The organism is Streptomyces typhae, assembly GCF_009755605.1.
Lineage (GTDB): Bacteria > Actinomycetota > Actinomycetes > Streptomycetales > Streptomycetaceae > Streptomyces > Streptomyces typhae.
Genome location: NZ_WPNZ01000013.1, coordinates 1 through 26,407, shown reverse-complemented (window position 1 = coordinate 26,407; position 26,407 = coordinate 1). Strand labels below are relative to the sequence as shown.

The following is a 26,407-nucleotide window of genomic DNA, read 5'->3' as shown; positions in this document are numbered from 1 at the left end:
CCCGTCACCGGCGATTCCCCGCCACCGGGGCTTCCCTGCCACCGGGGTTTCCCCGCCACCGGGACTTCCTCCCACGCCGATCGCGGCCTTCGCGTCCGGGTGACCGGACATCGTGCGTACGCGGCGTCGGAGCGGGGTAGCGGACAACGCGGGGCAGCGGACAGCGATGAGGTGCGCGGCTCGAACCGTCGTTCCAGGTTGCGGCACTTGCCCGGTTTCTGGTTGCGTCGCGCTGGCGACCCCATGAAACGCGGCCCGGCCGCCTACCTGCTCGACGGAGTGCTGATGACCACCGAACCGAAGACGACGTCCCCGCACGCCGGGGCCGGACCGGCCTCGTCCCCCGACCGCTGGCTGCGCCGCCCCAAGCCGCGTCCGGGCGCGCGGACCACGCTGGTGTGCTTCCCGCACGCGGGTGGCACCGCTTCGTTCTTCGCTCCGTGGGCGCAGTTGGTGCCGCTGGACGTGGAGCTGATCGCGGTGCAGTACCCGGGGCGCCAGGACCGGTTCGCGGAGCGGCCCATCGGGACGATGACGGAGCTGGCCGACGCCGTCACCGCCGTGCTCAGGGCCGGCCTTCGCCCCGGTCGAGAACTGATCTTCTTCGGCCACAGCATGGGTGCCGCGCTCGCCTGGGAGACGGCGCTGCGCCTGGAGGCGGGACCGGGTCCGGCGCCCCGGCACGTCTTCGCCTCCGGTCGGCAGGGGCCGAGCCGCCAGCATCCTGGGACGATCCACCTGCTGCCGGAGGACCTGTTCGTCGACGAGATCAAGGAGATGGGCGGCACCGACCCGCAGCTCCTCGACGACCCCGACATGCGCGAGATCGTGCTGCCGCCGATACGCGCCGACTACCGCCTCATCGAGACCTACACCCCGGACCTCACGGCCCGGCTGCGCTGCCCCCTCGGTGTCTTCACCGGTGACGAGGACCCCGAGATGGGTCCGGAGGACGTGGAGGCGTGGCGCGAGGCCACCACCGGCGCCTTCACGTCCCAGGTGCTGCCCGGCGACCACTTCTATCTGGCCGAACAGGCGGAGCCGATCGTATCCGCGATGTTCGGCACCCGGGCCGGCTGAACGTCCGCGCCGGCACCGGGGCGGCACCGGTCACCGCGCGGCGGTCATGAGCGAACCCGTCCTCCTCGCTGCGGTCGGCGTCGGCGTGCTGAACACGGGGTTGCTGAACACGAGGCCGACGGGGCCGTACGCCCCCGTCGCAGAGGCGGTGTCCGCGCGGCGCGGCTCACTGCGCGCCGTCGCGATACCGGCCACCGCCGGACAGATGCATTCCACCCGGCCGCAGTACGGGCAGACAGGAACCATGGTTGTCATGTCTGTCAATATGCCCTGCCGAAGTCAAGATTCCGTTAGAACCTGGTGATTATCGGCGAGGAATCGATGGCCATTGTTCTGCGCGCGGATGAAGTCTCCGATGTTCCGCGGTCTGTTGAAGCCTCCCGTGCCTCAAAGGGCGTGGCAGCGTTCGGCGTCTTACGGGCGGGTGCAGCCATCGGTGTCCAGCGGGAGCGCGCACCGGCGTACGCCGGCTGCTCCCGTAGGCGTACGCCGCTTCGACCCGTCGGCGTACGCCGGGCACCCCGGACGCAGTGGCTACGCCCACGGCGCAACGCCGTTGCGCCCGCCGCGCCCGGCCGTAGGGTGCCCCCATGGCCGATACCTGGAGTGCGGACGCCGAGGGCGTCCTGCGGCTGCCCTCCGGCCGCCTGGTGCGTGGCCGGGGGCTGCGCCGACCGCTGCCGCCGGGCCCCGAGCCCCTGTTCGCCGTGTACCTCCAGGGCAAGCCGCCGCCCGCCGTCGCCTGGCAGGCGCGATGGCTGCGCTGGCCCGACTTCCGGCTGCCCACCGACCGGCAGGAGGCGCGCAGGCTCCTCGGCGAGGCCTGGGCCCGGTCCGCGGCTGAGCGCGTGGAGATCGCCTGCGGCGGCGGATACGGACGCACGGGGACGGCCCTGGCCTGTCTCGCCGTCCTCGACGGCGTGCCCGCCGACGAAGCCGTCGGCTATGTCCGCGCGCACTACCACCGCCGTGCCGTGGAGACTCCGTGGCAGCGCCGCTACGTCCGCGGCTTCCCCGCCGACGCTCCCGCCGGCTGAGACGGCGGCCGCCCGTCATCGCGCGGGCGCGGCACTTGTCGGTCCGCTCAGTCCGCCAGGGTGGCGAGCGTGCCGCGCAGGTCGGCGTCCCGGGGCCGGTTGTGCGGGAGCATCCCGAGGACGCGCGCCATGCCGCAGGTGTCGGTGAGCGCGGAGAAGACCAGGCCGCCGGCGATCGCGGCGGACAGCCACAGGGCCCAGGGCCACAGCAGGCCGAGGGCGAGGCCGACGAGGACGAGGGAGCCCGCGGCGAGACGGACCTGGCGTTCCATCGCCCACACCGCACGGCCGCCCGCGGGGCGTTCGACGTCGTAGCCGCGTCCGGTCCAGCCCGAGGTGCCGCCGGCCAGCGTGACCGCGGGCACACCGTGCCCGGCCAGGGTCGCGCAGGCCTGGGCGGAGCGGGTGCCGGACGCGCACACCATCAGCAGGTCGCCGCGGGTCGCGGCGGCCTTCAGGGCGGGCAGGGCCTCGGCGAGGCGCCCCAGGGGGATGTTGTGGGCGCCGGGCAGATGGCCGGAGGCGAACTCACCGGGCGTGCGGACGTCGACGACGTACAGCTCGGACAGGCGTGCGCGGGCTTGGTCGGCGGTCAGCGCGGTGGGGGTCGGCACGGGCGCTCCTCCTTCGGTTGATAGGTGCACCACTGCCCCTACGATACCCACAGGGGTATACGGACCGGAGCGAACAACGGAGCGACAGTGGAACTGACGATGGCGGCCGACGAACTCAGGACGGCGGTCAACCGGCTGCGCCGGGCCCAGGGCCAGATCAACGGAGTGATCAAGATGATCGAGGAGGGCCGGGACTGCGAGGACGTCGTCACCCAACTGGCCGCCGCGTCGCGGGCCTTGGACAAGGCCGGGTTCGCGATCATCGCGACGGGCCTTCAGCACTGCCTCACCGACACCGGGCTGGCCGAGAGCGGCGACCGGGAGCGGATGCGGGCCCGCTTGGAGAAGCTGTTCCTGTCCTTGGCTTGAGCGTGTGCGCGGTCCGTGAGTGTACGTGCGGTCCGTGCGCGTACGCGGGCGCTCCGTACGCGGGGACGCGGTCCGTGAGCGTGTGCGGGCGCTCCGTACGCGGGGGGCGCGGGCGGTCCGTGGGGGGTGAGCGCAAGCGTGACGCGGGGTGAGGGCGGGCAGCCGTGGACAGGCTCGCCCGCTCACCCCCGCACCCCGCTCCGCACCACCGCGTCCGCGGCCATCAGCGTCGCCACCACGAGCAGCGCGACCGCGAAGGCCCGCCGCAGCCCGGCTCCGGAGACCTTGGCCGCGAGCCGTTCGCCGTCCCAGGCCGCGAGGATCGCCGCGCCGGTGAACGGTGCGATCACCGCCCAGTCGAGCCCGGCCGTCGTCCCACCGCGGGTGGCCAGGGACGCCAGCGCGTTGACCATGATGACGAGGAGGCTCGTTCCCGTCGCCGCCCGCATCCCGAAGGCCAGCACGGTCACCAGGGCGGGCACGACGAGGAAGCCGCCGCCGACGCCGAGCAGCCCCGTGAGCGCGCCGAGCCCGGCACCGGCCCCGACGGCCCGCACCGGGCGCACGGCGACGCGCCGCTCCCCCGGCCCCGACCCCGACTCCCCCGCCACCTGCCCTTGCCCTTGCCCTTGCCCTTGCCCTTGCCCTTGCCCTTGCCCTTGCCCTTGCCCTTGCAGCATCCGCGCCCCCGCCAGCGCCGCGACGGCGGCGAACGCCGCGGTCAGGGCGGGCTGGGGCAGCCGCCCCGCCGCCGCTCCGGCCGCCGCCGCGGGGACCACACCGGCCGCGGCGAACAGCGCGCCCGCGCGCCAGCGCACGCGCCCCGAGCGGGCGTGGGCGTACAGCGCGGTGGCCGAGGTGGCGGCCACGATCAGGAGGCTCGCGGTGGTGGCCGCCGCCGGGGTGAAGCCGAGCAGATAGACCAGCGCGGGGACGGCGAGCATGCTGCCGCCCCCGCCGAGGGCGCCGAGCGCGAGACCGACCACGCCCCCGGCGACCAGGGCGAGGACGAGGTGGCTCACGCCGGGGCGTGGGGGCGGCCGTCGCCGTCGACGACGGGGAGTCCCGCGCGGGCCGTCGCCTCCGGTTCGAAGACGTCGTCGACCAGGACGACGTCACGGCCGACGGCGGCGAGCAGCGACGCCGCGACGGTCGCGCGCAGACCGCTGCCGCAGTGCACCCACACCGTCCCGTCCGGCACCCCGGCCTCGCGCCCGTACAGGGTGTGGAGGGGCAGATGCGCGGATCCCTCGATGTGCGCGGTCGCGCGCTCGGTGGCGCGGCGCACGTCGAGGACCACCACGTCGTCCCGTTCCTTGCGGGCCGCGGCGAGATCGGTGAACGTACCGCGCGGGAAGAAGCCGAGCGGCTCGCCCGCACGCGCCCAGGACGCGGGCCCGCCGGTCGCGGCCGCCGCCGGACGGTCGATGCCGACCCGCACCAGTTCCCGTTGCGCGGAGGCGAGTTCGTCCGCCGTCGCGGCGAGCAGCGTGACCGGTTTGCCCCACGGGATCAACCAGGCCAGATAGGTGGCGAGCTTGCCGTCGCCCTCGAAGTTGAGGCTGCCCGCCAGATGTCCGGCGGCGAACGCCACCCGGCCGCGCAGGTCCACCACCCACTCCCCGGCGGCGAGCCGCGCCGCGACCTCCCCGGCGTCGGCGGGCCGCGGCGGGGTCAGGTCGACGGGCGCGGGTCCTGCGGCGTTGGCCGGGCCCATGTGGGCGTAGTAGGCGGGCACGTCGTCCAGGCCCGCGAGGAGGCCGGTCACGAACGCGTCCACGTCCTGGGTGAGCGCGGCGTTGGCCGCCCGCTCGGCACCGATGGTGGTCGACTCGCCCTCGGACCGCGTCGCGGAGCAGAAGCTGCCGAAGCCGTGCGTGGGCAGGACGGGAACGGCGTCGTCCAGTTCCCGCGCCAGCCGGTGCGCGGAGGCGTGCTGGGCGCGGGCCAGCGACTCGGTGAGCCGGGGCTCGACCAGGTCGGGCCGCCCCACCGTGCCGATGAGCAGCGAGCCGCCGGTGAACGCGGCGACGGCGCTGCCACCGTGCGTCAGGACGTACGAGGTGTGGTGCGGGGTGTGCCCCGGCGTCGCGAGGGCCCGCAGCTCCACACCCGGAGCGCCCCCGCCACCTCCGGAGCCCCCGGGGCCGCCGGTACCTCCGGGACCCCGCGCTCCCTCAGCTTCCCCGGCTCCCCCGGCACCCCCGGCACCCCCATCTACGGTCACCGTGTCCCCGTCGGCGACCGGCGTGTGCGGGAACGACACCCCGGCGCCCGCGGGCACGAGGCAGCGGGCGCCGGTGATCCGGGCGAGGTCGAGGGCGCCGCTCACGTAGTCGTTGTGGACGTGGGTCTCCGCCACGTACGCGATCCGGACCCCGCGCCGGTGCGCCGCGGCCAGGACCCGGTCGATGTCGCGCGGCGGATCGACGGCCACGGCGGTGTCCGTGCCGCCGGCGAGGTAGCTGCGGTTGCCGAGGCCGGTGGTCTCGACGGTGTCGACGAAGAACACGGCTTCGCTCCTCTCCCGGGGGCTGGTACCCCCCTCCCAGCCGAATACCCGGCGGGGTATTTTCGACGCCGCCCGCCGGCACACATTGGCCGGAAACCGTGCGGCGCGCGCCCTGCCGAGGTGTCCGTCAGCCGCCGCGCTTGAACACCGCGACCACAGCGCCCCGAAGGGGCGCGGGGAACTGCGCGACCAGCCACAGCCGGCCTCTGGGCGCAGGACGTCCTCATCCGGCGCATCCAGCGGAGCGCCGCGCGCCGGTGTGCAGCGCGAGGGCGGTGCCGGACGCGACGGACGCCGTGAAGCGGCCGTCACCGTCGACGGTGACGGCCCGGCCGCTCTGCACGTCGCAGTAGCCGCCGGCCGGCAGGGAGGTCTGGAACGTGCGGTTCAGGGCCGTGCCCTCGTGGTTGACGAGGACGTACGCCTTGGTGCCGCGGCCGAAGGCGATGGCGTCGTTGCCGTTGTCCCACCAGTTCGTCACGGGCGCGCCGTGCGCGGTGTTGCGCAGTTCCACCATGCTCCTGACCTCGGGCCAGGCGTGCTGGCACTTCCAGCCGTCGCGGTAGCAGGCGTTCACCCGGCCGCCGCCCGGCGGACCCGCGTCGCGGTCGGTGAACTCGTAGCCGGAGTGCACGTCGGGGGCGCCGTAGGGCCAGGCCAGCATGAAGACATGGGCGAGCGTGTGGCTCGCGCCGTCCTTGTAGGTGAGGGTGTCGCCGCCGCGTTCGGTGTCGTGGTTGGCGACGAACACGGCGGACCTGCCCGCGGGCAGATAGGCCCAGCCCTCACCGTAGTTCTTCAGGTACGCGAGCTTCTCGGCGGTGAAGACGCGCTTGAGGTCACGGGCGTAGCGGAACTCCTGGACGTCGCCGGTGCCGAGGTACTCGTCCGGGGACACCGCCTCGCCCGCGCCGAAGATGGCTTCCTGTTTCCAGTAGGCGTTCGGGTCGCTGAGGCGTGACTTGATGTCCTTCAGGTCGGCCGCGGCCATGTGCTTGGCGGCGTCCACGCGGAAGCCGTCTGCGCCGAGGGAGAGCAGGTCGTTCATGTAGGAGGCGATGCGGCCGCGTACGCGGTCCTCGCCGGTGTCGAGGTCGGCGAGGCCGACGAGTTCGCACTCCTGGACGTCGCGGCGGTCCCGGTAGTCGCCGATCGTCGTGGTGCAGTTGTCCAGGTCGGGCCGTGTGTAGATCCCGGGGTAGCCGTACTTGGTGTACGGAGTGCCGCCGGTGCCGGTGCCGTCGCCTGCCGCCATGTGGTTGATCACCGTGTCGACGACGACCTTCACGCCCGCCGCGTGGCAGGTGTCGACCATGTCCTCGAAGGCGGCGCGGTCACCGAGCCGACCGGCGATCCTGTAGCTCACGGGCTGGTACGAGGTCCACCACTGCCCGCCCTGGACGTGTTCCTGGGGCGGTGACACCTGGACGTACCCGTAGCCGTCGGGGCCGAGCCGGTCCGTGCACTCCCTGGCCACCGAGCTGAACCTCCACTCGAAGAGCACGGCGGTGACGTCCTTGGTGCCGGGCGGGGCGGCGGCGGCCCCCGGGGCCGTCCCGACCAGGCTGCCTCCGGTCGCGGCGAGCAGGGCGAGGGTCGTGGCGGCGACGCGGGCACGGCGCGAGGGGCTTCTCCGGGATGTCACGCGGGATGTCACGGGGCCTCCTGAAGGAAGTTGCAGAAAGCTTGCAACAGAGATTTCGGAGACCGTACGACCGTCAACCACCGGGGTCAACCCTTCGCACACGCCCGGCAGTTGGGCCTCAGCGCCCCGTCGCGCCGCGGCGTGCCTGAGCCGTCGAGCCCCGTACGACCAGCTCCGGCTGGAAGACGAACTCGGTGCGCTGCACCGGATTCCCGGCGATCTCCTCCATGAGCGCGCCGACGGCGGCCGACGCCATCGCCTGCACCGGCTGGCGCACGGTGGTCAGCGGCGGGTCCGTGAACGCGATCAGCGGCGAGTCGTCGAAGCCCACGACGGACACGTCGCCCGGCACGGCGAGGCCGCGCTCGCGGGCGGCGCGGACGGCGCCCAGCGCCATCATGTCGCTGCCGCACACCACGGCGGTGCAGCCCCGGTCGAGCAGCGCGCTCGCGGCGGCGTGCCCGCCCTCGACGGTGAACAGCGTGCGCTGCACGAGCCGTTCGGCCTCCCCCTCCGGCAGGCCGACGTGGTCGCGCAGCGCCGCCACGAAGCCCTCCGTCTTGCGCCGCGAGGGGACGTAGCGGGTCGGGCCGACGGCGAGGCCGATCCGTTCGTGGCCGAGGTCGGCGAGGTGGCGCACCGCCATCCGCGCGGCGGCCCGGTCGTCGGGCGAGACGAAGGAGACGGGGATGTGCGGGTGGTAACCGTTGATGAGGACGAACGGCACGCCGCGGCCCGCGAGCGCGAGATAGCGCGCGGGGTCGGCCGTCGCGTCGGCGTGCAGCCCGGAGAGGAACACGATGCCGCTGACGCCGCGCTCCTCCAACTGCTCCACCAGCTCGTCCTCGGTGGCGCCGCCCGGCATCTGCGTACAGAGCATGGGCGTGTAGCCGTGCCCGGCGAGCACCTGCTCCACGACCTGCGCGAACGCCGGGAAGATCGGGTTGGTCAGCTCGGGGATCACGAGGCCCACCAGGCCCGCGCTGCGCCGTCTCAGCCGCAGTGGGCGTTCGTAGCCGAGGACGTCGAGCGCGGCGAGGACGCGCCGCCGCGTGGCCGCGGCGACCCCCGCCTTGCCGTTCAGGACGCGGCTCGCCGTGGCCTCGCTGACCTGTGCCTGCGCGGCGATGTCCGCGAGCCGCGGGGCGCCGCGGTCGGCGTCCCGCGGCGCGGAGGTCGTCACACCGCCCACCAGACGGTCGTGTCGGCGGGCAGTTCCACATGGCCGTCGGCCGTCTCGACGGGACCGCTGGCGAGCAGCATGCGGCCGGGCACCGGCAGGCGCACCGCGGCTCCGGTGGTGTTGGCGGTGCACGCGAAGCCCTCGCGGCGGAAGGAGAGGACACCCTCGGGCGCGGCGGTCCACTCCAGCGCGTCGCCCGCGCCGAGGCCCGGCTGCTCGCGGCGCACCCGCAGGGCCGCGCGGTAGAGCTCCAGGGTGGAGGCGGGGTCGCCGGTCTGCGCCTGGACGCTCAGCCCACCCCAGCCCGCGGGCTGCGGCAGCCAGCTCCCGCCCGCCCCGAACCCGTACGAGGGCCCGTCGACGGTCCACGGGATCGGCACCCGGCAGCCGTCACGGAACCCGTCCTGCCCCTCGGCCCGGTGGAAGGAGGGGTCCTGGCGGGCCTCGTCGGGCAGGTCGGTGACGTCGGGCAGGCCGAGCTCCTCGCCCTGGTAGAGGTACGCGGAGCCGGGCAGCGCCAGCATCAGCAGGCTCGCGGCGCGGGCGCGGCGCAGGCCGAGCGCCCGGTCGCCGGGCGTGCGGAGCTGGGTGCCGAGCCCCGGCGGGTTGGCGAAGCGCGTCGCGTGCCGGGTGACGTCGTGGTTGGAGAGCACCCAGGTGGCGGGCGCGCCCACGGGCCGCATGGCGGCGAGCGAGCCGTCGACGACCTCGCGCAGCTCGGCGGCGTCCCAGTGCGTGCCCAGGTACTGGAAGTTGAAGGCCTGGTGCATCTCGTCGGGGCGCACGTAGTGGGCGGTGCGCTCGACGGTGGGCGTCCAGGCCTCGGCGACCAGGATCCGGTCGCCCGCGTACTCGCCGAGCACCTGGCGCCAGCTGCGGTAGATCTCGTGCACGCCGTCCTGGTCGAAGAACGGCATGGTGTCGTTGCCGAGCAGCTTGAGCTGGTCGTGGTGGCCGATGTCGGGCAGCCCCGCCGCCTTGACCAGGCCGTGGGCGACGTCCACGCGGAAGCCGTCGACGCCCATGTCCAGCCAGAAGCGCAGGATGGAGCGGAACTCGTCGCGTACGGCGGGGTGGTCCCAGTCGAAGTCGGGCTGTTCGGGGGCGAACAGGTGCAGGTACCAGTCGCCGGGGCTGCCGTCGGGGTCGGTGGTGCGGGTCCAGGCGGGGCCTCCGAAGATGGACTCCCAGTCGTTGGGCGGCAGTTCGCCGTCCGTGCCCTTGCCGGGACGGAAGTGGTAGCGGTCGCGCAGCGGGGAGCCGGGGCCGTCGTGGAGGGCCCGCCGGAACCAGTCGTGCCGGTCCGACGAGTGGTTGGGCACCAGGTCCACGATGACGCGCAGGCCCAGGTCGTGGGCGTCCCTGATCACCGCGTCGGCGTCCAGGAGCGTGCCGAACATCGGGTCGATCGCGCGGTAGTCGGCGACGTCGTAGCCGGCGTCGGCCTGGGGCGAGGCGTAGAAGGGGCTGAGCCAGACGGCGTCGACGCCGAGGTCCTTCAGGTGCGGCAGGCGGGCCCGGACGCCCTCCAGGTCGCCCATGCCGTCGCCGTTGCCGTCGGCGAAGCTGCGCGGATAGACCTGGTAGATGACCGCGTCGCGCCACCAGTCCGTACGCGTGGCGGAGCCGGGGGCGGCAGGGTCAGCGAGATGCTGGGTCATGTGTTCCCTGTGGAGTCGTGTCTGTGGGCGGGTCGGCGGTGCGGAGGGGACGCGGGGCGTCAGGACTTCGTCGCGCCGGCGGTGAGGCCGGAGACCAGATGGCGCTGGACGAATCCGAAGATCACCGCGGCGGGCACCGCCACGATCACGGCCGCGGCCGTCAGCGAACCCCAGTCGCTGGTGTACTGGTTGACGAAGGTCTGCAGGCCGCCCGCCAGGGTGAGGTTCTCCTCGCCCGTCATGAACGCGGAGGCGTAGGCGACCTCGGCCCAGCCGGTGATGAAGCTGTAGAAGCCGGTGACGGCGAGGCCGGGCTTGGCCAGCGGGACGACGAGCCGCCAGAAGGTGCCGAACGGGTTGAGGCCGTCGACGCGGCCCGCCTCGTCGATCTCCACCGGGATGGTGTCGAAGTACCCCTTCATCATCCACGCGGAGAACGGCACCGCGATGGTGAGGTAGGTCAGGACGAGCCCCATGGGCTGGTTCAGGAGGCCGAAGCCCGCGAGCAGGTTGTACAGCGGCACGATCAGGACGGCGACCGGGAACATCTGCGTGATGAGGAGCAGCCACATCAGGGGCCGCATGCCGGGGAACCGGAAGCGGCTCACCGCGTAGCCGGTCGTCGCCGAGATGAAGACCCCGATCACGGTGGTCAGGCCCACCACGAACAGGGAGTTGCCGACCCAGCTCAGGAACTCGGTGTCGTTGACGACGTGGTCGTAGTTGCCGAGGGTGAAGTCCTTCACGACCGCCGTGGAGAACGCCTCGCTCTTCGGCTTGAACGAGGTGATGAGCAGCCACAGCGGGGGCAGCACCGCGACGGCAGCGGCGATCAGGAGGGTGGTGTGCAGGGCGACGGAGGCGAGCGGTCCGCGTTCGCCGCGGGGGCGCGTCCGGGGTTTGGCCGGTGCCGGGCTCCCGGTGGGCGGGGTCGCGGTGGCCGAGCCCTTCGTCACGGAGGTCGCAGAGGTCGCGGAGGTCGCGGAGGTCGCAGAGTTCGTAGAGGTCACGGGGTTCACCACACCTCTCCTTGCTTGCGGAGCGCGCGGCGGTAGACCACCGCGAAGAGCGAGAGGAGCAGCAGGATGAGCACGCCCCAGGCGGCGGATCCCGCGAAGTCTCGGGGGCTGACGACGAACGAGAGCCGGTAGGCGTACGTCACCAGGATCTCGGTGGCGTCGCCCGGACCGCCCCGGGTGAGCAGGAAGATCACCGGGAACATGTTGAACGTCCAGATGGCGCTGATCAGGACCACGGTGCTGCTGACCGTGCGCAGACCGGGCAGCGTGATGTGGCGGAAGCGCTGCCAGGCGCTCGCGCCGTCCATCTCCGCGGCCTCGTACAGCTCGCCGGGGATGGACTGGAGGCCGCCGAGCATGGCGACCAGCATGAACGGCACGCCCAGCCAGACGTTGACGGTGATCACCGAGATCTTCGCCCAGGTGGGGTCGTTGAGCCAGGGGATCGCGTCGATGCCGCCGCCGGCGAGGATCTTGTTGAGGACTCCCTTCTTCTCGTTGAAGAGCAGCCGCCAGGTGAACACGGAGACGAAGGCCGGCACCGCCCAGGGCAGGATGAGCGCCATCCGGTAGAAGGAGCGGCCCCTCAGCTTGCGGTTGAGCATGTTCGCGAGGGCGAGGCCGATGACGAACGACAGGCCCACGCAGGACACCGTCCAGACGACGGTCCAGGTCAGCCGGTCCCAGAAGACGCCGTCGTCGAGGATGGCCCGGTAGTTGTCGAGGCCCACCGACTCGTACGTCGCCGGGATGTGGTTGACGCCGATGGTGCGCTCGACGTTCGCCTCGTCGGCGTTCGTCGTCGACAGATACATGCCGCGCACCAGCGGATAGCCGACGATCACGCCGATGACGGCGACGACCGGGGCGACCATGGCCCAGGCGTACCAGTGGGTGCTCAGTGCCCTGCGCAGGCGGCCGGGGTGCGGTGCCATGCCTACTTGTAGTCCTTCAGGAGCTTGCGGTAGGCGTCACCGATGCCGTTCGCGCCGTCCTCGGGGGACGTGCGGCCGCTCAGGACCTTCTCCATCTGGAGCCGGACGGGCTCGAAGAGGGAGTTGGCCTCGGGGATCCAGGGCCGCTGCACCGACTTGTCGACGGCAGGCTTGAAGAACTGGACCATCTGGTTGTCCTTGACGGACTTGACGTCGTAGACGGAGGTGCGGGTGGGCAGCAGGCTGAGCTTCTCGGTGGTCTGCTGCTGCACCTTCGCGGAACTCATGTACTTGATGAACTCGTAGGAGGCGTCGAGGTTCTTGGAGCCCGCGTACGCGGCGAGGTTCCAGCCGCCCTGCGGGGAGGCCTGGCGGGCGCTGCCGCCGGGGACCGGGGCGACGCCGAGGTTGGCCTTGCCCGCCGCGCCCTTGAACTGCTTGCCCTGGAGGGCGCCCTCGATGGACCAGGGGCCGTCGAGGACCATCGCGACGTCGCCGTCCTTGAAGGCGTTGAGCTGGTTGTTGTAGCCGTCGCTCGCGTCGGTGACGGCGGCCCCGGAGTCGAGCAGGCCCTTCATCACCTCGAAGGCGGCCACACCCTCGGCGTCGTCGACGGTGATCTCCTTCTTCTCGGTGTCGAGGAGGTCACCGCCCTCTCCGTAGAGGTAGGGGAGGTAGAAGTAGGGGTCGTCGCCGCGCAGGTAGAGACCCGTCCTGCCGGACTTCGACTTGATCTTCTTGGCGGCCGATCCGACCTCGTCGAAGGTCTTGGGCACGCTGACGCCGGCGTCCTTGAGCATCTTCTTGTTGTAGAAGAGGCCGAGGGTGTCGATGGTCTGCGGAACGGCGTACGTCTTGCCCTTGAACCTGGTGCTCGCGGCGGCCTGCGGCAGGTAGTCGTCCGCCTTGTCGAGCGCGGCGGTGCCCTCCAGCGGCGCGAGGTAGCCGAGGTTCGCGAAGTCGGCGACCCAGGCGACCTCGGTGCGCATCACGTCGGGGGCGCCGGAGTTGCCGCCCGCCGCGTTCTTGAACTTGGCGTTGGCCTCGCCGAACGGCACGCTGACGTACTTGACGTCGACGCCGGGGTGGAGCTCCTCGAAGCCCTCGGCCAGCTTCTCGTACGTGCCCTTCTCGGCGTCGTTCGAGGTGTCCCAGAAGGTGACGGTCCCGGAGAGCTTGCCGCCGCTCTTCTTGCCGCTGTCACCGTCGTCGCCGCCGCACGCTGCCGCTGTCATCGCCAGGGCTGCGACCAGCGCGGTGGCCGTCATGCCACGCCGCATCGTGAACTCCTTCAACTGGTCCCGGAATGACCCGGAATGACGGGAGACGAAGAGGTGCCTCCTGCCGGCCGCACCAGAGGCGGCGCCGGGTTGGCAGGAACGTAACAGGGTTGCAAACGTCCCGAAAGACCTTGCGGGAACTTTCTGCAAGAAGCATTGCAAGAGTTGCTGATCGTTACCGGCGCGTGTCCTGGTGATCGCAGATGGCCGATGGCCAGGCTGGGAGGCCAGGCCTCAGGGCTTGGCGAGGCCTGTCGAGGTCTGGGCGAGGTCCGGCGAGGCGTGTCGAGGTTCGGGCGAGGTTCGGGCGATGCCCGGGGGAGGCTCGGCGATACCTTGCTGCAAGCTTGCGCAAGGCGCCGGCAACCGCCGCCGAGGGGGTCACCCGCCGCTGAGCCTGCGCACCACCTCGCCGAGACCCTCGCGGAGCGACCTGAGCTGGTCGTCGTCGAGGACGTCGATCAGGTGGGCGCGGACGACCTCCAGGTGACCGGGGGCCGCCCGGCGCAGTCGGTCGCGGCCCGCGTCGGTGAGGACGGCGTAGACGCCGCGGACGTCGGCGGCGCAGGAGCGGCGGCGGACCAGGCCCGCCTTCTCCAACTGGGTGATCTGGTACGTCAGGCCGCTCTTGGTGGTGACGACGGAACCGGCGAGCTCACTCATCCGCAGTTCGCCGCCCTCGGCGGCGGAGAGCCGCACCAGGACCTCGTACTGCAGATGGGACAGGTCCGCCTCGGACTTGAGCTGCTCCTCGATGCGCCGGTCGAGCAGCGCCCCGGCCGTCAGGAACGCCTGCCAGGCGGCCATCTCGTCGTCGCTCAGCCACTTCGCCTCACCCATGGGTGCCAGCGTACGCCTGTTGTTCAAATTCAAACATTCGAGTACGGTCAGGGACACCATGTGGTTCAAATTTGAATCCAAATGTGGATCACACCCTCAGGGACTCACCACCCTCCAGGAGCCCGCCATGAGCACCGCCACCCCCGACACCGAGCCCTCCCCCGGCCCCGCCCCGGAGCGCATGCCCACCCTCTTCATGAGCCACGGCGGCCCCACTCTCGCCGAGGACGCCCACTGGCCGGGCGAACTCGCGCGGTGGGGCGCGGGCCTGCCGCGCCCCAAGGCGATCCTGATGGTCTCCGCACACTGGGAGGAGGCCCCGCTCGCCCTCGGCGCGACCTCCCCCGTGCCGCTCGTCTACGACTTCTGGGGCTTCCCCGAGCACTACTACCGCATCCGCTACGACGCTCCCGGCGCCCCCGAACTCGCCGCGCAGGTCAAGGCCCTGCTGCGCGGACCGGGCATGCCGGTGCACGACCTGCCCGAGCGCGGCCTCGACCACGGCGCCTACGTCCCGCTGCTGGAGATGTACCCGGACGCGGACGTACCGGTGCTTCAGGTGTCCATGCCGACCCTCGACCCCCGCAAGCTGATGGAGATCGGCCGCAGGCTCGCCCCGCTGCGCGACGAGGGCGTACTGATCGTCGGCAGCGGCTCCTTCACCCACAACCTGCGGGCCATCAGCCCGGACAACCACGTGCCGTCCGCCCTCGCCGAGTTCGACGACTGGGGGCGCCGCGCCCTGGACGCCGGTGACGTCGACGCCCTGCTCGACTTCGCGCACAAGGCCCCGGCGGCGCAGTACGCCCACCCCCGCGAGGAGCACTTCGTACCGCTCGCGGTGACGCTCGGCGCGGGAGCGGACGAGCTGCACACCCAGCGCAGCGTCATCGAGGGGAGCTGGCTGGGCCTGTCGAAGCGGTCGGTGCAGATCGGCTGAGGCACCCGGCACCGGCGCCCGAGGTCCGGCACCCGGCACCCGGCACCCGGCACCCGGCACCCGGCACCCGGCACCCGGCACCCGGCACCCACGACGTTATGCCCCGTGCTGCCAGCCCCGGTCCGTGCGCACCAGTTCCCTGAACCCGAGCGACGTCAGGCGCCTGAGCGCCTCGGTGTCGTCGGACGTCTCATAGGAGAGCACCCGGTCCGCCCCGGCGAGGCGCAGCCACTCGGCGGCCTCGCCGAGGAGCCAGGCCTCCAGGCCTTCGACGCCGTGCCCCGGTTCGGTGCAGAAGTTGCCGATGTCGGCCAACGAGCCGTCGCGGGCTTGTCGTTCGGGACGGCCGAGAGCGGTGTCCACCTCGATGAAGCCGAGGTCGCGGCCGTCGAGGTGGGCGGTCAGACGCGTGCCGCACTCGCCGAGGGTGCGGCGCACGGCGAGACCGGGCAGCGGCGGTCCGCTCGGGCGCAGGGCGGACACGGGGGCGACGAGGATCACCTCGGTGTGGCCCGTGTGCCGGAAACCGGCGCGTTCGTAGGCCGCGCGGACGTGCGGCCAGACGCGCGGGAGCCCGTAGACGGCCGGGGCGGGCAGCGCTCCGTCGGCGGCGCGGGCCCGTACGCCCCACCGGGAGAGCTGGGCCAGGCAGGCGCCCATGAGCAGGTCGGCGGCCTCGTCGGCGTCCGGCCAGAACGACGCGGCCGGGTGGCTGACGAACCAGTCGACCATGCCCAGGTCGCGGAAGTCGGGGCCGACGTCGCCGTCCGGGCGGTAGCGCAGCAGGTGCGCGGCGGCCACGACGAACGCGCGCTGCTCGGCGACGAGCGTGACGCGCTCGCTCACCCAGGGGTCGACGATGAACTCGTCGGGCCGCCGCGTCAGGCTGTTCAGGACGGTGTTCACGGAGATGGAGCCGCCCGGCACGACGGCGGCGACGTGCCTGTTCACCAGCTCGGTGAGCTGGTCGCGGTCGTCGCGGTGGAACGGGCGCACCTGGAGCGCGGACACCTTGGGCGCGGACATGGAGGGACCTCCCGGTCGGGGCTGTGATATTGCAGGAGGCCGCCATGCGATGCGGTACGGGGCTATGCTACGACGCTCGCCGCCCCGGCGTCAGGGGTGCTTGCCCGGCGCCACCGCGCTCACGTCGAACGTGTTCCCGCACACCTCGAAGGACCGGGCGGGCGCGCGCAGATACTGCTTCGACCCCGGCGGATAGACGTTCACCCGCTGGGCCCGGGGCCAGCACGGCTTGTCCGTCAGGCCCCGCGCGACCGTGTGCAGGGCCGCGTACGCGTGCCGGCCCGGGGCGAGTTCCACCGGCGGCAGCGCGCTGCCCGAGCGCTTCGCGGGGTGACCGATGCGCTCGCCGGAGGCGTCGAGCATCGAGACTCCGGGGTAGCCGCGCAGGGCGCACGCCGTGGTCCCGGTGTTGGTGAACACCAGCGGCACGTATCGGTTGCCCGCGCCCGCGTCGCCACGGCCGAGGGAGAGCGCGAGGTGGTCGGCGGTGCACCTGGGGGTGGCGGCGGACCGCTGCGCCGGGTCCGATGCGGGGGTCGACGCCCGGCCCGGCGCCTGGTCCGACGCCGGGGGCGCCGTCGGTTCGCCGGTCGGGGCCGTGCTCTTCGCCGGAGGCGTGCTCTGCACCGGGGGCGTGTCTGCGGGGTCCGGCGTGCCCGGCGATGACGCGGGGTCGGCGTCCGGGTCGCCCGCCGTGCTCGCCGCGTCCGCCGGCGCGGGGGTCGGCGGGGACTTGCCCTCGTCACTGTCACCGCCGCCGCACGCGCCGAGCAGCAGGGCGCTCGTCGCGGCCAGGGCGACGAGAAGGGGGCGTGGCCGGGAGCCGCGCGAGATCCGGGACCGTTCGCTCATCATGTGCCTCTCTCGTCCGTCGAGGCGTCGTCGGTGGACGCTCGTCCGTGAAGACGGTGTCAGTGGACTCGCGTCCGCAGCGACTTTGCCGGTGGACGCTCGTCCGCGTAAGCGGTGTCAGTGGACTCGCGTCCGCAGCGACCTTGCCCGTGAACGCTCGTCCGCGTAAGCGGTGTCAGTGGACTCGCGTCCGCAGCGACCTTGCCCGTGAACGCTCGTCCGCGTAAGCGGTGTCAGTGGACTCGCGTCCGTCGAGGTGACATCAGCGGACGCTCGCCCGTCTCACCCGTCTTGCCCGTGAAGACGTCATCAGCGGTCTCGCGTCCGTCGAGGCGTCGTCGGTCGGCCCTCGTCCGCGGAGGCGTTCCCGGTCGACGCGATCGTCACCGTACTCAGCCGCGTGCCCCTGCCCACCGTGTCCACACCTCCCGGGCACCCCGAACCTCCCCGGACACCCCGATTTCCGGCGCTCGGGCCCATGTCGGCACACGACCGGCGCACGACCAGCGCACGACCGGCACGTGACACGTGCGTGCGCCGCCCGCACCGGCGACACTCGTACGGGCCCGGTGCCGCCGGGCGTGCCGCCCTAGTGAGGAGCCCCGTCCCGCATGCGCACCCCACCGCCCCCGGGCCACCGGCCGGTCGCCGCCCTCGCCATGTCGCCGGGCGCCGCCGCCGCCCTGCTCCTGCCCGACGTCCTCACCGCGCTCGCCGAGGTCTGCGACCTCCAGGGCCCGCCCGTCCTGGACGACTTCACCGGCGCGCGCAGCCGGGCCGTGCTCGCGCGGGCCGAGGTGCTGATCACCGGGTGGGGCTGTCCGCCGCTCGACGAGGCCGCGCTGGCCGCGGCACCGGAGCTGCGGGCCGTCGTGCACACCGCGGGCTCCGTACGCGGTCATGTCACGCCGGCATGCTGGGAGCGGGGCATCGAGGTGTCGTCCGCGGCGGCCGCGAACGCGCTGCCCGTTGCCGAGTACACCGTCGCGATGATCCTCCTGACGGGCAAGCGGGTCCTGGAGCGGGCACGCGACTTCAAGGCGGCCCGCCGCCGCGACGACCCGCTGGCCACCCCGCGCTCGGTCGGCAACCACGGGCGCACCGTGGGCCTCCTGTCGGCCTCGCACATCGGGCGGCGGGTGGTGGAACTGCTGCGTCCGTACGACTTCCGGGTGCTGCTGCACGATCCGTACGTGACCGCGGCGGAGGCCGCGGCCCTCGGCGTGCGGGCGGTCGGCCTCCGGGAGCTGTTCGAGCAGAGCGACGTCGTCAGCGTCCACACCCCCCTGCTGCCCGCCACCCGCGGGCTCGTGGACCGGGCGCTGCTCGACGCGATGCTCCCGGGCGCCGTCCTCATCAACACCGCCCGCGGTGCCCTGGTCGACCAGGTCGCGCTGACCGAAGCGGTGGCGGCGGGCCGGATCCGGGCGGTGCTCGACGTCACCGACCCCGAAGTCCTGCCGCCGGAACACCCGTTGTGGGACTGCCCGGACGCGCTGATCACCCCGCACCTCGCGGGCTCCCTGGGCAACGAGTGGGAGCGCCTCACCGACGTCGCGGTGAGCGAGCTCGCGCGGTGGGCCGCGGGCGCCGGTTTCGCCCATCCCGTACGGGCCGAACGGCTTGAGTTCCTCGCGTGAGCGGGGCGGGCCGCGGGGTCAGGCCCCGGTCGTGGAGCCGGGCCTGACGATCATCAGGATGGTGACGACGGCCCACAGAAGGTTGAAGACCCCGGTGAACATGGCCAGTTGTGCGCTCGCGCGGGCGTCGAGGGTCACGGCCCCCGCGCCGGAGGCCCCCTGCGCACCGCCGGACCCGCCCGCGCCGGTGGGCGCGTCCCCGGCCCCGGCCCCGGCCACCGCGTCGAGGGCCTGCTCCTGCCGTGGCAGCACGAGCACGATCAGGACCACCGCCGCGGCGAACGTGAGCACGATGGAGGTGATCAGCCAGGCGCTGCCGAGCACACCCAAGCTGCTCGCCGTGGCGAACCCGAAGACCACCACGGCGATGCCGACCCCCGCGTAGACGCGGCAGATGCGGTGCAGCATGCGCAGCGTGGTCACGGGGGCCTCGGCGCCCGGGGCCGCGAGGGCCTCGCGCAGCACCCTGGGGAAGATGCTGGCGGCGACGGCGACGGGACCGACGGCCAGGATGGCCGCGAGGACGTGCAGGATCAGGAACAGCTTCGACATGGAGGGGCTCTCGGGTCCGGGTTTCTCGGCCGTGTGGTCACTACTCGGCTCTCGGCCGTGTGGTCACTACTGGATTTCTCGACCATGCGGCCGCTTCTGGATTCCACTGACGCGTGGTCACTGAAGTTAGCGAGGGCGCCCCGCGCTCCGACAGTGGCAGGAATGCCAGCCTTCAACGAGATCTCGCCATCGACCATGGAACAGCCGGAACGCCCTGCGCGGGAGAGCCGGGCCGATGCGGGCGGCTTGGCGGAATGTCGGTGGTGTCGTACGTTTCCGCCATGCATACGGTTGCGGTCCTCGCCCTGGACGACGTCATCCCCTCCGACCTGGCCATGCCCGTCGACGCCTTCGCCCGCACCCAGCTGCCCGGGGGCCGCGACGCCTACCGGGTACGGGTGTGCGCCGCCGAGCCCGAGGTCGACGCGGGCGCGTTCACGCTGCGGGCCCCCTACGACCTGGGCGGGCTCGCGGACGCGGACACGGTGATCGTGCCGGGTGTCCACGACCCCTCGGCGCCGGTGCGGGACGACGCCCTCGACGCGTTGCGGGCGGCGGCCGACGCGGGCACGCGGATCGCCTCGATCTGCGTCGGCACGTTCGTCCTCGCCGAGGCAGGCCTCCTCAAAGGGCTGCGGGCCACCACCCACTGGTACGCGGCTGGGCAGCTCGCCGAGGCCTACCCGGACGTGACCGTCGACCCGGACGTCCTGTATGTCGACAACGGCCAGATCCTCACCTCCGCGGGCGCCGCCGCCGGGCTCGACCTGTGTCTGCACATGATCCGCCGCGACTACGGCTCGCTGGTCGCCGCCGAGGCCGCGCGCGCGTCCGTCGTACCGCTGGAACGCGAGGGCGGCCAGGCCCAGTTCATCGGCACCCTGCCCCCGGCGACGCCGCGCGGCACCGTGCTCGAACCGCTCCTCGCCTGGCTGGACGAGAACGCGGCCCGCGACCTCACCCTCGACGACATCGCCGGGCACGCCGGCCTCAGCAGCCGCACCCTGCTGCGCCGCTTCCGCGAGCAGACGGGCACGACACCGCTCCAGTGGCTCCACCGGGCCAGGGTCCGCAGGGCCCAGCACCTCCTGGAGACCACCGAACACCCGGTGGAACGCATCGCCGCGCAGGTCGGCTTCGGCTCATCGACGGCGTTCCGCGACCGCTTCAAGCGGATCGCCGGGGTGAGCCCGCAGGCGTACCGGAGGGCGTTCGCCGGCGTGCGGGCCTGAGCACGGTGCGGAGCGCCCGGCTCAGCTCGAGGCTGAAGGCAGAACTCAGCGCGAGGCCGCGTGCGAATGCAGCGCAAGGCTGAGCGCGCGGACCGGGGCGCGCGCTCGCGTCACGCCTTGCGCGCCACCACCATGCGCCAGCGCGGGCTGCCGTCGTCACGGCGGCCGAACTCCTCCAGGGGCAGCAGTTCCACGGCGAACCCGGCGCGCTCCAGGTCCGCCCGCACCCCGGCCAGCGGGAACGTGCGGTAGTACATGACGAACGGCGGCTGCCACAGCAGGTTGCGGGCCCGCATCGTCAGGTCGAAGCCGAGCATGGCCCAGTACCAGGGCGACGTGAGCGGCTGCGGCGCGCCGATGGGGAAGGCGAACAGACCGCCGGGGCGCAGCGCACGGTGCACCTGGGCGAACAGGCCGGGGCGCTCGGCGGGCAGGAAGTGCCCGAACGCCCCGAAGCTGACGGCCACGTCGAAGCCCGCCCGGAAGGGCAGCGCACGGGCGTCGGCCCGCACCCAGTGCAGCGCGGGCCCCGAGTCCCCCGAGTCCCCCGAGTCTCCCTCCGTCACCGCCCCCGGACCCTCCCCCGGTCCCGCGGCGGGCCCGAGTGCCGTCCGTGCCGCGGCCAGCATCCCGGCGCTGAAGTCGACGCCCGTCACCTGCTCGCGGCACATCTGCCGCAGGAGCGCCACGCCCGCCCCGGTGCCGCAGCACACGTCGAGCCCCGACGTGAACGGGCCGAGGGGACGCAGGGCCGCGGCGCAGGCGTCGAGGATGCGCTCCGGCGTGCGGAACGGCGTGTGGTCGAACTTGGGAGCCAGCAGGTCGTAGCCGCGCTCGGTGGAGGACAGCGCCTGCACGGTCAGTTCGCGGAGCGAGGGGCCCTGGGAGGTGAACACCGGCACAGCCTAGTGAGTGCGGGGCGTTCCGGCCGCGCCAAGGGCTCGCCCCGACCCGGCGGCCGGGCGTATCGTCGAGGGACCGACGGCTCGGAGGGACAGGGGGTCGTCATGGTGCAGGAACTCCTCGTGGCGGGCGTGGCCACGGTCTCCGCCGGTCTCGTGTACGTGATGTCGGCGGCCCGCGTCGTCAAGCAGTACGAGCGCGGGGTCGTCTTCCGCCTGGGCAGGCTGTCGGGCGGCGCACGCGCCCCGGGGTTCACCATGATCGTGCCGGGTGTCGACCGGATGCGTAAGGTCAACATGCAGATCGTGACGCTGCCGGTGCCCGCGCAGGAGGGCATCACCCGCGACAACGTCACGGTGCGGGTCGACGCCGTCGTGTACTTCAAGGTGGTGGACGCCGCCAACGCGATCATCCAGGTCGAGGACTACCGCTTCGCGGTCTCGCAGATGGCGCAGACGTCCCTGCGGTCCATCATCGGCAAGAGCGACCTGGACGATCTGCTCTCCAACCGCGAGAAGCTCAACCAGGGCCTGGAGCTGATGATCCGGCCGTCGGCTGGGGCGTGCACATCGACCGGGTCGAGATCAAGGACGTGTCCCTGCCCGAGACCATGAAGCGGTCGATGGCCCGGCAGGCCGAGGCCGACCGCGAACGGCGCGCCCGGGTGATCAACGCCGACGCCGAGCTCCAGGCCTCCAAGAAGCTCTCCGAGGCCGCCAAGGAGATGTCCGCCCAGCCCGCGGCGCTGCAACTGCGGCTCCTTCAAACCGTCGTGGCCGTCGCCGCCGAGAAGAACTCGACGCTGGTCCTGCCCTTCCCCGTGGAACTCCTGCGCTTCCTGGAACGCGCCGCGAACCAGCAGCCACCCCTCGCGGAGAGCCCCGCCGGGGCCGCCGCCGGACCCCCTGCCCAGGCCCCTGCCGAGACCGCCGCACGGCCCGACGACCGCGGCTGAACGGTCCGCCGCCGCACCGAACTTCCCGCGTCACGCCCATTGAGCCCCCAGTCCCACCCACACCAGAAAGCGCTTACCCACTCGCGCCACGGCACGTGCCCGCACGACACCTGGCGCGCAGCCAGCCGCTCGCGCCGTCCCGGGCGCCGGTGCCGACGGCTCCCCCAGCCCGAAACCGAGCCCGTCGTCGAGCCCGACATCGACGAGTACGCCGCGCTCCGCGCCACCTGGCCCTGTGGCCCGACGCCTCGTACGCGGACGTCTACAACGAACGCCGGGCCCGCTTCGGCACCTGGTGGAGCTGGCAGATCGGCGCCCCGCGGGCCCTGCTCGACTGCTGCGTGCTCATGTACGAGGCGCTCTCCGCCGAGCAGACGTCCCGCTTCTGCGCGGCGGTCGACCACTTCGTACCCGACTCGGCGGTGGCCTCGTACAGCGGCACCAGTACCGGCGCGAACCGCGTGGACCTGTGCCGGGGGCTCGCGCTGCGCGGCGTCGTCGGCGCCGACGCGGCGAAGCTCGCCCTGGCCAGGGACGCCCTCTCGCCCGTCTTCCCGTACGTCACGTCGGGTGACGGCCTGTACGCCGAGGGGTCCTTCATCCAGCACACGACCGTGCCCTACACCGGTTCCGACGGTGCCGTCCTGCTCGGCGGGCTCGGCCTCCTCCTCGCGCTGCTCGACGGGTCGCGGTGGGATGTGCGGGACGGCGGGAAGGAGATCGTCCTCGACGCCGTCGAGGGGGCGTGGGCGCCGCCCAGCCCACCACCGCCCCGTGGTCGCGGACGCTCACGAACACCCGCTGGGCCCACATCGGCGGGCACGGCGGCCATGTCTTCCCCGGCGGCGCGACGGTCCGCGCCCTGCGCGAGCAGCGCACAGGCAGGTGGAGCGACTCAACAAGGGCGGCTCCACCACGCCGCTGACCCGCACCTACCTCACGCTGTACGCCGACCAGGCACCGACCCCACGGACGCCGGGTACGCCGTCCTGCTGCTGCCCGGCGCGAGCCCGGCCCGCACCGCCGAGCGCGCGGCGGCCACGGGATGGCTGCGGATCCTCGCCAACTCCGGTGCGCGGCAGGCGGTCGGCGTGCCCTCGCTCGGCTTCACCGGCGCGGCCTTCTGGGCGGGCGGCACGGCCGGGGTGCTCACCGCGAGCGCCGCCTGTGCCGTGCTGGTCGAACACGAAGGGCGCCACGCAGAAGGTCGCCGTACGGCTCGGGTGAGGGCGGCGCGCCCGCACGGGGCAGGTCATGTTCCGCCAGGCGGGTGAGGGGGCGTGGGGTCCTTGGGCGGCGTGGGCTGCGCGTGCCCCGGTGCGGGCCTGCGGCGGAGGGTGCCGGGAGCGGGGCGGGCGCCGCGGAACCGCAGCCGCCGGGGTACCTCCTCGCCCCGGGGTGCCTCCTTGCCCCGGGGTGCCTTCTTGCCCGGGGACCCGCGCCTCCTCCGGGCCGTCCGCGCCACCCGCCCCGGAACGCGGCGCTCCGTCTCCTCCGGTGCCCGCCGCCACCCGCGGCGCAACGCGCTCGCCAGGCGTGACCGGGGCTGCCAGTCGAGCCCGCTCGGCAGCCCCCAGCCGCGCCGGTACGCGGTGAGGCGCAGCACGAGCGCCACCGTCACACCGAGCACGATGCCGAGCGTCGGCCGCTCGGCGTAGTTGCTCACGACGGTGATGGCGGCGGCGACCACGGCCACCGACGCGTACAGCGCGTTGCCGCCGAGCACCGCGGGCACACGGCGCAGCATCATGTCGCGCAGCGCGCCGCCCCCGACGGCGGTGATGGTGCCGAGCAGCATCGCGGGCAGCCAGCCGAGCCCCGCGGCGAGGGTCCGCTGCGCGCCCGCCACCGCCCAGAAGCCGATGACGGCGGCGTCCAGGGCGGTGAAGAGGCGGTCCCAGGCGTCCTGGCTGATGCTGATCACGAAGGCGATGAGCGCGCCTGCGAGCGCGGTCGGCAGATAGAAGACGTCAGTGAGCGCCACCGGAGTCCCGTGCTGGAGCAGGGTGTCGCGGATGAGCCCGCCGCCGAGCCCGGAGACGACGCCCACGGCGGCGAATCCGAACAGGTCGAGGCGTTCGGTGCGGGCGATCGCACCGCCCTGGAGGGCCGCGGCGAACACCCCGGCGAGGTCGAGCCCGCGCGTGGCGAGGGCCACGCCGTGCGGGGTCAGCAGATCGGCCATCACCGCCCGCCTCCCGGCTCGGTCCCGCACCCCGTGCCTCGTGCTCCGTGCCTCGTGCCTCGTGCTCCGTGCCTCGTGGCTCGTGCTTTCAGGTGTCTCTCTACGTTTCGTACGTCACCGGGGGCCGGGCGGCGACCGGAGCGGGCTCCCCGGGGGACCGTCCGGTGGTGGCCGTCGGCAGGGCGGGTACGGCCCCCGGGCGTTCGGGGACCCGGCGCAGGGCGAGGACCATGGTGAGGCCGCCGCCGGGGGTGTCCTCGGCGGTGAGCGTGCCGCCGAGGGACTCGGTGAAGCCGCGGGCGACCGCGAGGCCGAGGCCCACCCCGGCCCCGCGCGGGGCGTCGCCGAGGCGCTGGAAGGGTTCGAAGATGCGTTCCTTGGCGTCGTCGGGGACGCCGGGCCCGCGGTCCACGACCCGCAGCTGCACCTGGTCGGCCGCGGTGCTCGCGGCGACGAGGACGGGCCGGCCCGCGGGGCTGTACTTCAGGGCGTTCTCTATGACGTTGGCGACGGCGCGCTCCAGGAGGCCCTTGTCGGCGGCGACCATCGGCAGGTCCTCGGGGATGTCGAGGACGACGCCCTCCGACGGTGCCGTCATGCCCTCGATGGCGAGCGGCACGACTTCGTCGAGGTCGATCTCGCGGACGAGAGGTGTGACGGTGTCCGTCTGGAGGCGGGACATGTCGAGGAGGTTCCCGACGAGGTGGTCGAGCCGGTCGGCGCCCGCCTCGATGGCGGCGAGGAGCTCGGCCCGGTCCTCATCGGACCACTCGACGTCGTCGGAGCGCAGGCTGGAGACGGCCGCCTTGATGCCGGCGAGCGGGGTGCGCAGGTCGTGGCTGACGGCGGCGAGCAGGGCGGTGCGGATGCGGTTGCCCTCGGCGAGCGCCCGCGCCTGGCCCGCCTCGGACTGAAGACGCCCGCGGTCCACGACGACGGCGGCCTGCGCGGCGAACGCACCGAGGACGCGCCGGTCCTCGGCGGGCAGCACACGGCCGGTGAGCGCCAGCGCCATGTGGTCGCCGATGGGCATGTCGACGTCGGCCTCCTCGGGGCGGCCGACGTGCGGCCGGGCGCCCGCGCTGCCCACGCAGGTCCACGGTGAGACGTCACCGGCGCGCTCCAGGAGGGCCACGGACTCCATGCCGAAGGTCTCCCGCACGGACTCCAGGAGCGACTCCAGGCTGTTCTCGCCGCGCAGCACACTGCCCGCCAGATGCGACAGGATCTCCGACTCGGCCCGCAGCCGGGCCGCCTGATGGGTGCGGCGGGCCGCCAGGTCCACCACGGACGCCACGGACACGGCGACCCCGACGAAGATCACCAGGGCGAGTATGTGCCGCGGGTTGGAGATCAGGACCTTGTGGACGGGCTGGGTGAAGTAGTAGTTGATGAGCAGGGAGCCGAACGCCGCCGACGCGAGCGCGGGGAGGAGACCGCCGAGCAGCGCCGCCGCCACGGTGAGCGACAGGAACAGCAGCATGTCGTTGGCGAGGCCCAGCTCGGGCGCGGCCTGCCGCAGGAGCAGGGCGAGCAGCACGGGGCCGACCATGCCGACGAGCCAGCCCCAGATGATCCGGTCACGTCCGAGCCGGGCGGTGCGCGGCGGCTGCGCGAGGCCGCGGCCCTTGCCCGCCTCCTCGTGCGTGACCAGGTGCACGTCGAGGTCGGGTCCCGACTCGCGGGCGACGGTGGCGCCGATGCCGGGCCCGAAGACGTACTGCCAGGCCCGGCGCCGGGAGACGCCGAGGACTATCTGCGTGGCGTTGACACCGCGGGCGAACGCGAGCAGCGCCGCCGTGACGTCCTCGCCGACGACCTGGTGGAAGGTGCCGCCGAGGTCCTCGACCAGGGTGCGCTGGACGGCGAGTTCCTTCGGCGAGGCCGCGGTGAGGCCGTCGCTGCGGGCGATGTACACGGCGAGGATCTCGCTGCCTGAGCCCTTGG

At 73.2% G+C, this 26,407-nt stretch carries 21 protein-coding genes and 3 pseudogenes; 8 read left to right on the top strand and 16 right to left on the bottom strand.

The features are described 5' to 3' along the window. Positions 1-243 precede the first annotated feature (243 nt). Together GPA10_RS23365 and GPA10_RS23360 are read left to right on the top strand one after the other, a co-directional pair. Entirely contained in the window at positions 244-1,080 is an 837-nt protein-coding gene (locus GPA10_RS23365) for a thioesterase II family protein (RefSeq protein ID WP_157167216.1), read from the top strand. 590 nt (positions 1,081-1,670) lie between these two features. Next, entirely contained in the window at positions 1,671-2,117 is a 447-nt protein-coding gene (locus GPA10_RS23360; RefSeq protein WP_157167215.1) for a protein-tyrosine phosphatase family protein, read from the top strand. Between the two features lie 47 nt (positions 2,118-2,164). Here the strand turns inward: GPA10_RS23360 and GPA10_RS23355 are convergent, their stop codons facing one another. Continuing rightward, positions 2,165-2,731: a rhodanese-like domain-containing protein gene (locus GPA10_RS23355; RefSeq protein WP_058848751.1), complete on the bottom strand. Its 567-nt coding sequence runs from the start codon at positions 2,729-2,731 to the stop codon at positions 2,165-2,167. Between the two features lie 87 nt (positions 2,732-2,818). Here GPA10_RS23355 and GPA10_RS23350 point away from each other — a divergent pair, with 87 nt between their 5' ends. Next, positions 2,819-3,100, top strand: coding sequence for a metal-sensitive transcriptional regulator (locus GPA10_RS23350; RefSeq protein WP_343041248.1), 282 nt, complete (start codon positions 2,819-2,821; stop codon positions 3,098-3,100). 182 nt (positions 3,101-3,282) lie between these two features. On the opposite strand, the gene GPA10_RS23345 is transcribed toward GPA10_RS23350, so the two are convergent. The 9 genes and pseudogenes from GPA10_RS23345 to GPA10_RS23305 form a co-directional block, all read right to left on the bottom strand. Continuing rightward, on the bottom strand, positions 3,283-4,122 hold the full coding sequence (locus tag GPA10_RS23345; protein ID WP_343041247.1) for a TSUP family transporter: 840 nt from the start codon (positions 4,120-4,122) through the stop codon (positions 3,283-3,285). After that, complete coding sequence (locus tag GPA10_RS23340) at positions 4,119-5,612, bottom strand: rhodanese-like domain-containing protein (protein ID WP_343041246.1); 1,494 nt, start codon at positions 5,610-5,612, stop codon at positions 4,119-4,121. The genes GPA10_RS23345 and GPA10_RS23340 overlap by 4 nt, the downstream gene beginning before the upstream one ends. 235 nt (positions 5,613-5,847) lie before the next feature. Continuing rightward, positions 5,848-7,257, bottom strand: a pseudogene (locus GPA10_RS43425) (alpha-amylase); the annotation flags it as partial. A gap of 118 nt (positions 7,258-7,375) precedes the next feature. After that, positions 7,376-8,449, bottom strand: a complete 1,074-nt coding sequence (locus GPA10_RS23330; RefSeq protein WP_343041245.1) for a LacI family DNA-binding transcriptional regulator — start codon at positions 8,447-8,449, stop codon at positions 7,376-7,378. Next, positions 8,437-10,101: a glycoside hydrolase family 13 protein gene (locus tag GPA10_RS23325; protein WP_157167214.1), complete on the bottom strand. Its 1,665-nt coding sequence runs from the start codon at positions 10,099-10,101 to the stop codon at positions 8,437-8,439. Before GPA10_RS23325 ends, GPA10_RS23330 begins: the two co-directional genes overlap by 13 nt. Before the next feature lie 59 nt (positions 10,102-10,160). Further along, a complete protein-coding gene (locus GPA10_RS23320; RefSeq protein ID WP_157167356.1) occupies positions 10,161-10,952 on the bottom strand; it encodes a sugar ABC transporter permease in 792 nt (263 codons plus the stop codon). 164 nt (positions 10,953-11,116) lie between these two features. Further along, positions 11,117-12,055, bottom strand: a complete 939-nt coding sequence (locus tag GPA10_RS23315) for a carbohydrate ABC transporter permease (protein ID WP_157167213.1) — start codon at positions 12,053-12,055, stop codon at positions 11,117-11,119. A 2-nt stretch (positions 12,056-12,057) separates the two neighbouring features. After that, positions 12,058-13,335, bottom strand: a complete 1,278-nt coding sequence (locus GPA10_RS23310; protein WP_157167212.1) for an extracellular solute-binding protein — start codon at positions 13,333-13,335, stop codon at positions 12,058-12,060. A 381-nt stretch (positions 13,336-13,716) separates the two neighbouring features. Beyond that, positions 13,717-14,175 (bottom strand): MarR family winged helix-turn-helix transcriptional regulator, encoded by a 459-nt coding sequence (locus tag GPA10_RS23305; protein WP_157167211.1) that lies wholly within the window; start codon positions 14,173-14,175, stop codon positions 13,717-13,719. 127 nt (positions 14,176-14,302) lie between these two features. Here GPA10_RS23305 and GPA10_RS23300 point away from each other — a divergent pair, with 127 nt between their 5' ends. Then, positions 14,303-15,115: a dioxygenase family protein gene (locus GPA10_RS23300; RefSeq protein ID WP_157167210.1), complete on the top strand. Its 813-nt coding sequence runs from the start codon at positions 14,303-14,305 to the stop codon at positions 15,113-15,115. 96 nt (positions 15,116-15,211) lie between these two features. Here the strand turns inward: GPA10_RS23300 and GPA10_RS23295 are convergent, their stop codons facing one another. Together GPA10_RS23295 and GPA10_RS23290 are read right to left on the bottom strand one after the other, a co-directional pair. Further along, the gene (locus tag GPA10_RS23295; RefSeq protein WP_157167209.1) at positions 15,212-16,141 is read right to left on the bottom strand and encodes a GNAT family N-acetyltransferase; all 930 of its coding nucleotides are present in this window, start codon (positions 16,139-16,141) and stop codon (positions 15,212-15,214) included. Between the two features lie 90 nt (positions 16,142-16,231). Next, positions 16,232-16,996, bottom strand: coding sequence for a DUF4232 domain-containing protein (locus tag GPA10_RS23290; protein WP_157167208.1), 765 nt, complete (start codon positions 16,994-16,996; stop codon positions 16,232-16,234). A gap of 608 nt (positions 16,997-17,604) precedes the next feature. Between GPA10_RS23290 and GPA10_RS23285 the strand changes: the two genes are divergently transcribed. Then, complete coding sequence (locus tag GPA10_RS23285; RefSeq protein ID WP_157167207.1) at positions 17,605-18,633, top strand: hydroxyacid dehydrogenase; 1,029 nt, start codon at positions 17,605-17,607, stop codon at positions 18,631-18,633. 18 nt (positions 18,634-18,651) lie between these two features. Here GPA10_RS23285 and GPA10_RS23280 read toward each other — a convergent pair whose 3' ends face one another. Further along, on the bottom strand, positions 18,652-19,185 hold the full coding sequence (locus tag GPA10_RS23280; protein WP_157167206.1) for a hypothetical protein: 534 nt from the start codon (positions 19,183-19,185) through the stop codon (positions 18,652-18,654). A gap of 281 nt (positions 19,186-19,466) precedes the next feature. Here GPA10_RS23280 and GPA10_RS23275 point away from each other — a divergent pair, with 281 nt between their 5' ends. Beyond that, positions 19,467-20,417, top strand: coding sequence for a GlxA family transcriptional regulator (locus tag GPA10_RS23275; protein WP_157167205.1), 951 nt, complete (start codon positions 19,467-19,469; stop codon positions 20,415-20,417). Between the two features lie 110 nt (positions 20,418-20,527). Here the strand turns inward: GPA10_RS23275 and GPA10_RS23270 are convergent, their stop codons facing one another. After that, on the bottom strand, positions 20,528-21,313 hold the full coding sequence (locus GPA10_RS23270; RefSeq protein ID WP_343041244.1) for a class I SAM-dependent methyltransferase: 786 nt from the start codon (positions 21,311-21,313) through the stop codon (positions 20,528-20,530). A 111-nt stretch (positions 21,314-21,424) separates the two neighbouring features. Between GPA10_RS23270 and GPA10_RS23265 the strand changes: the two are divergent. After that, positions 21,425-22,275, top strand: a pseudogene (locus tag GPA10_RS23265) (slipin family protein). A 254-nt stretch (positions 22,276-22,529) separates the two neighbouring features. Further along, positions 22,530-23,492, top strand: a pseudogene (locus GPA10_RS23260) (polysaccharide lyase family 8 super-sandwich domain-containing protein); the annotation flags it as partial. Between the two features lie 35 nt (positions 23,493-23,527). Here the strand turns inward: GPA10_RS23260 and GPA10_RS23255 are convergent. Both GPA10_RS23255 and GPA10_RS23250 read right to left on the bottom strand, forming a co-directional pair. Next, positions 23,528-24,460, bottom strand: a complete 933-nt coding sequence (locus GPA10_RS23255; RefSeq protein ID WP_157167204.1) for a trimeric intracellular cation channel family protein — start codon at positions 24,458-24,460, stop codon at positions 23,528-23,530. 100 nt (positions 24,461-24,560) lie between these two features. Further along, positions 24,561-26,407: ATP-binding protein (locus GPA10_RS23250; RefSeq protein ID WP_157167203.1), on the bottom strand; the 1,847-nt coding region annotated here is incomplete at its 5' end.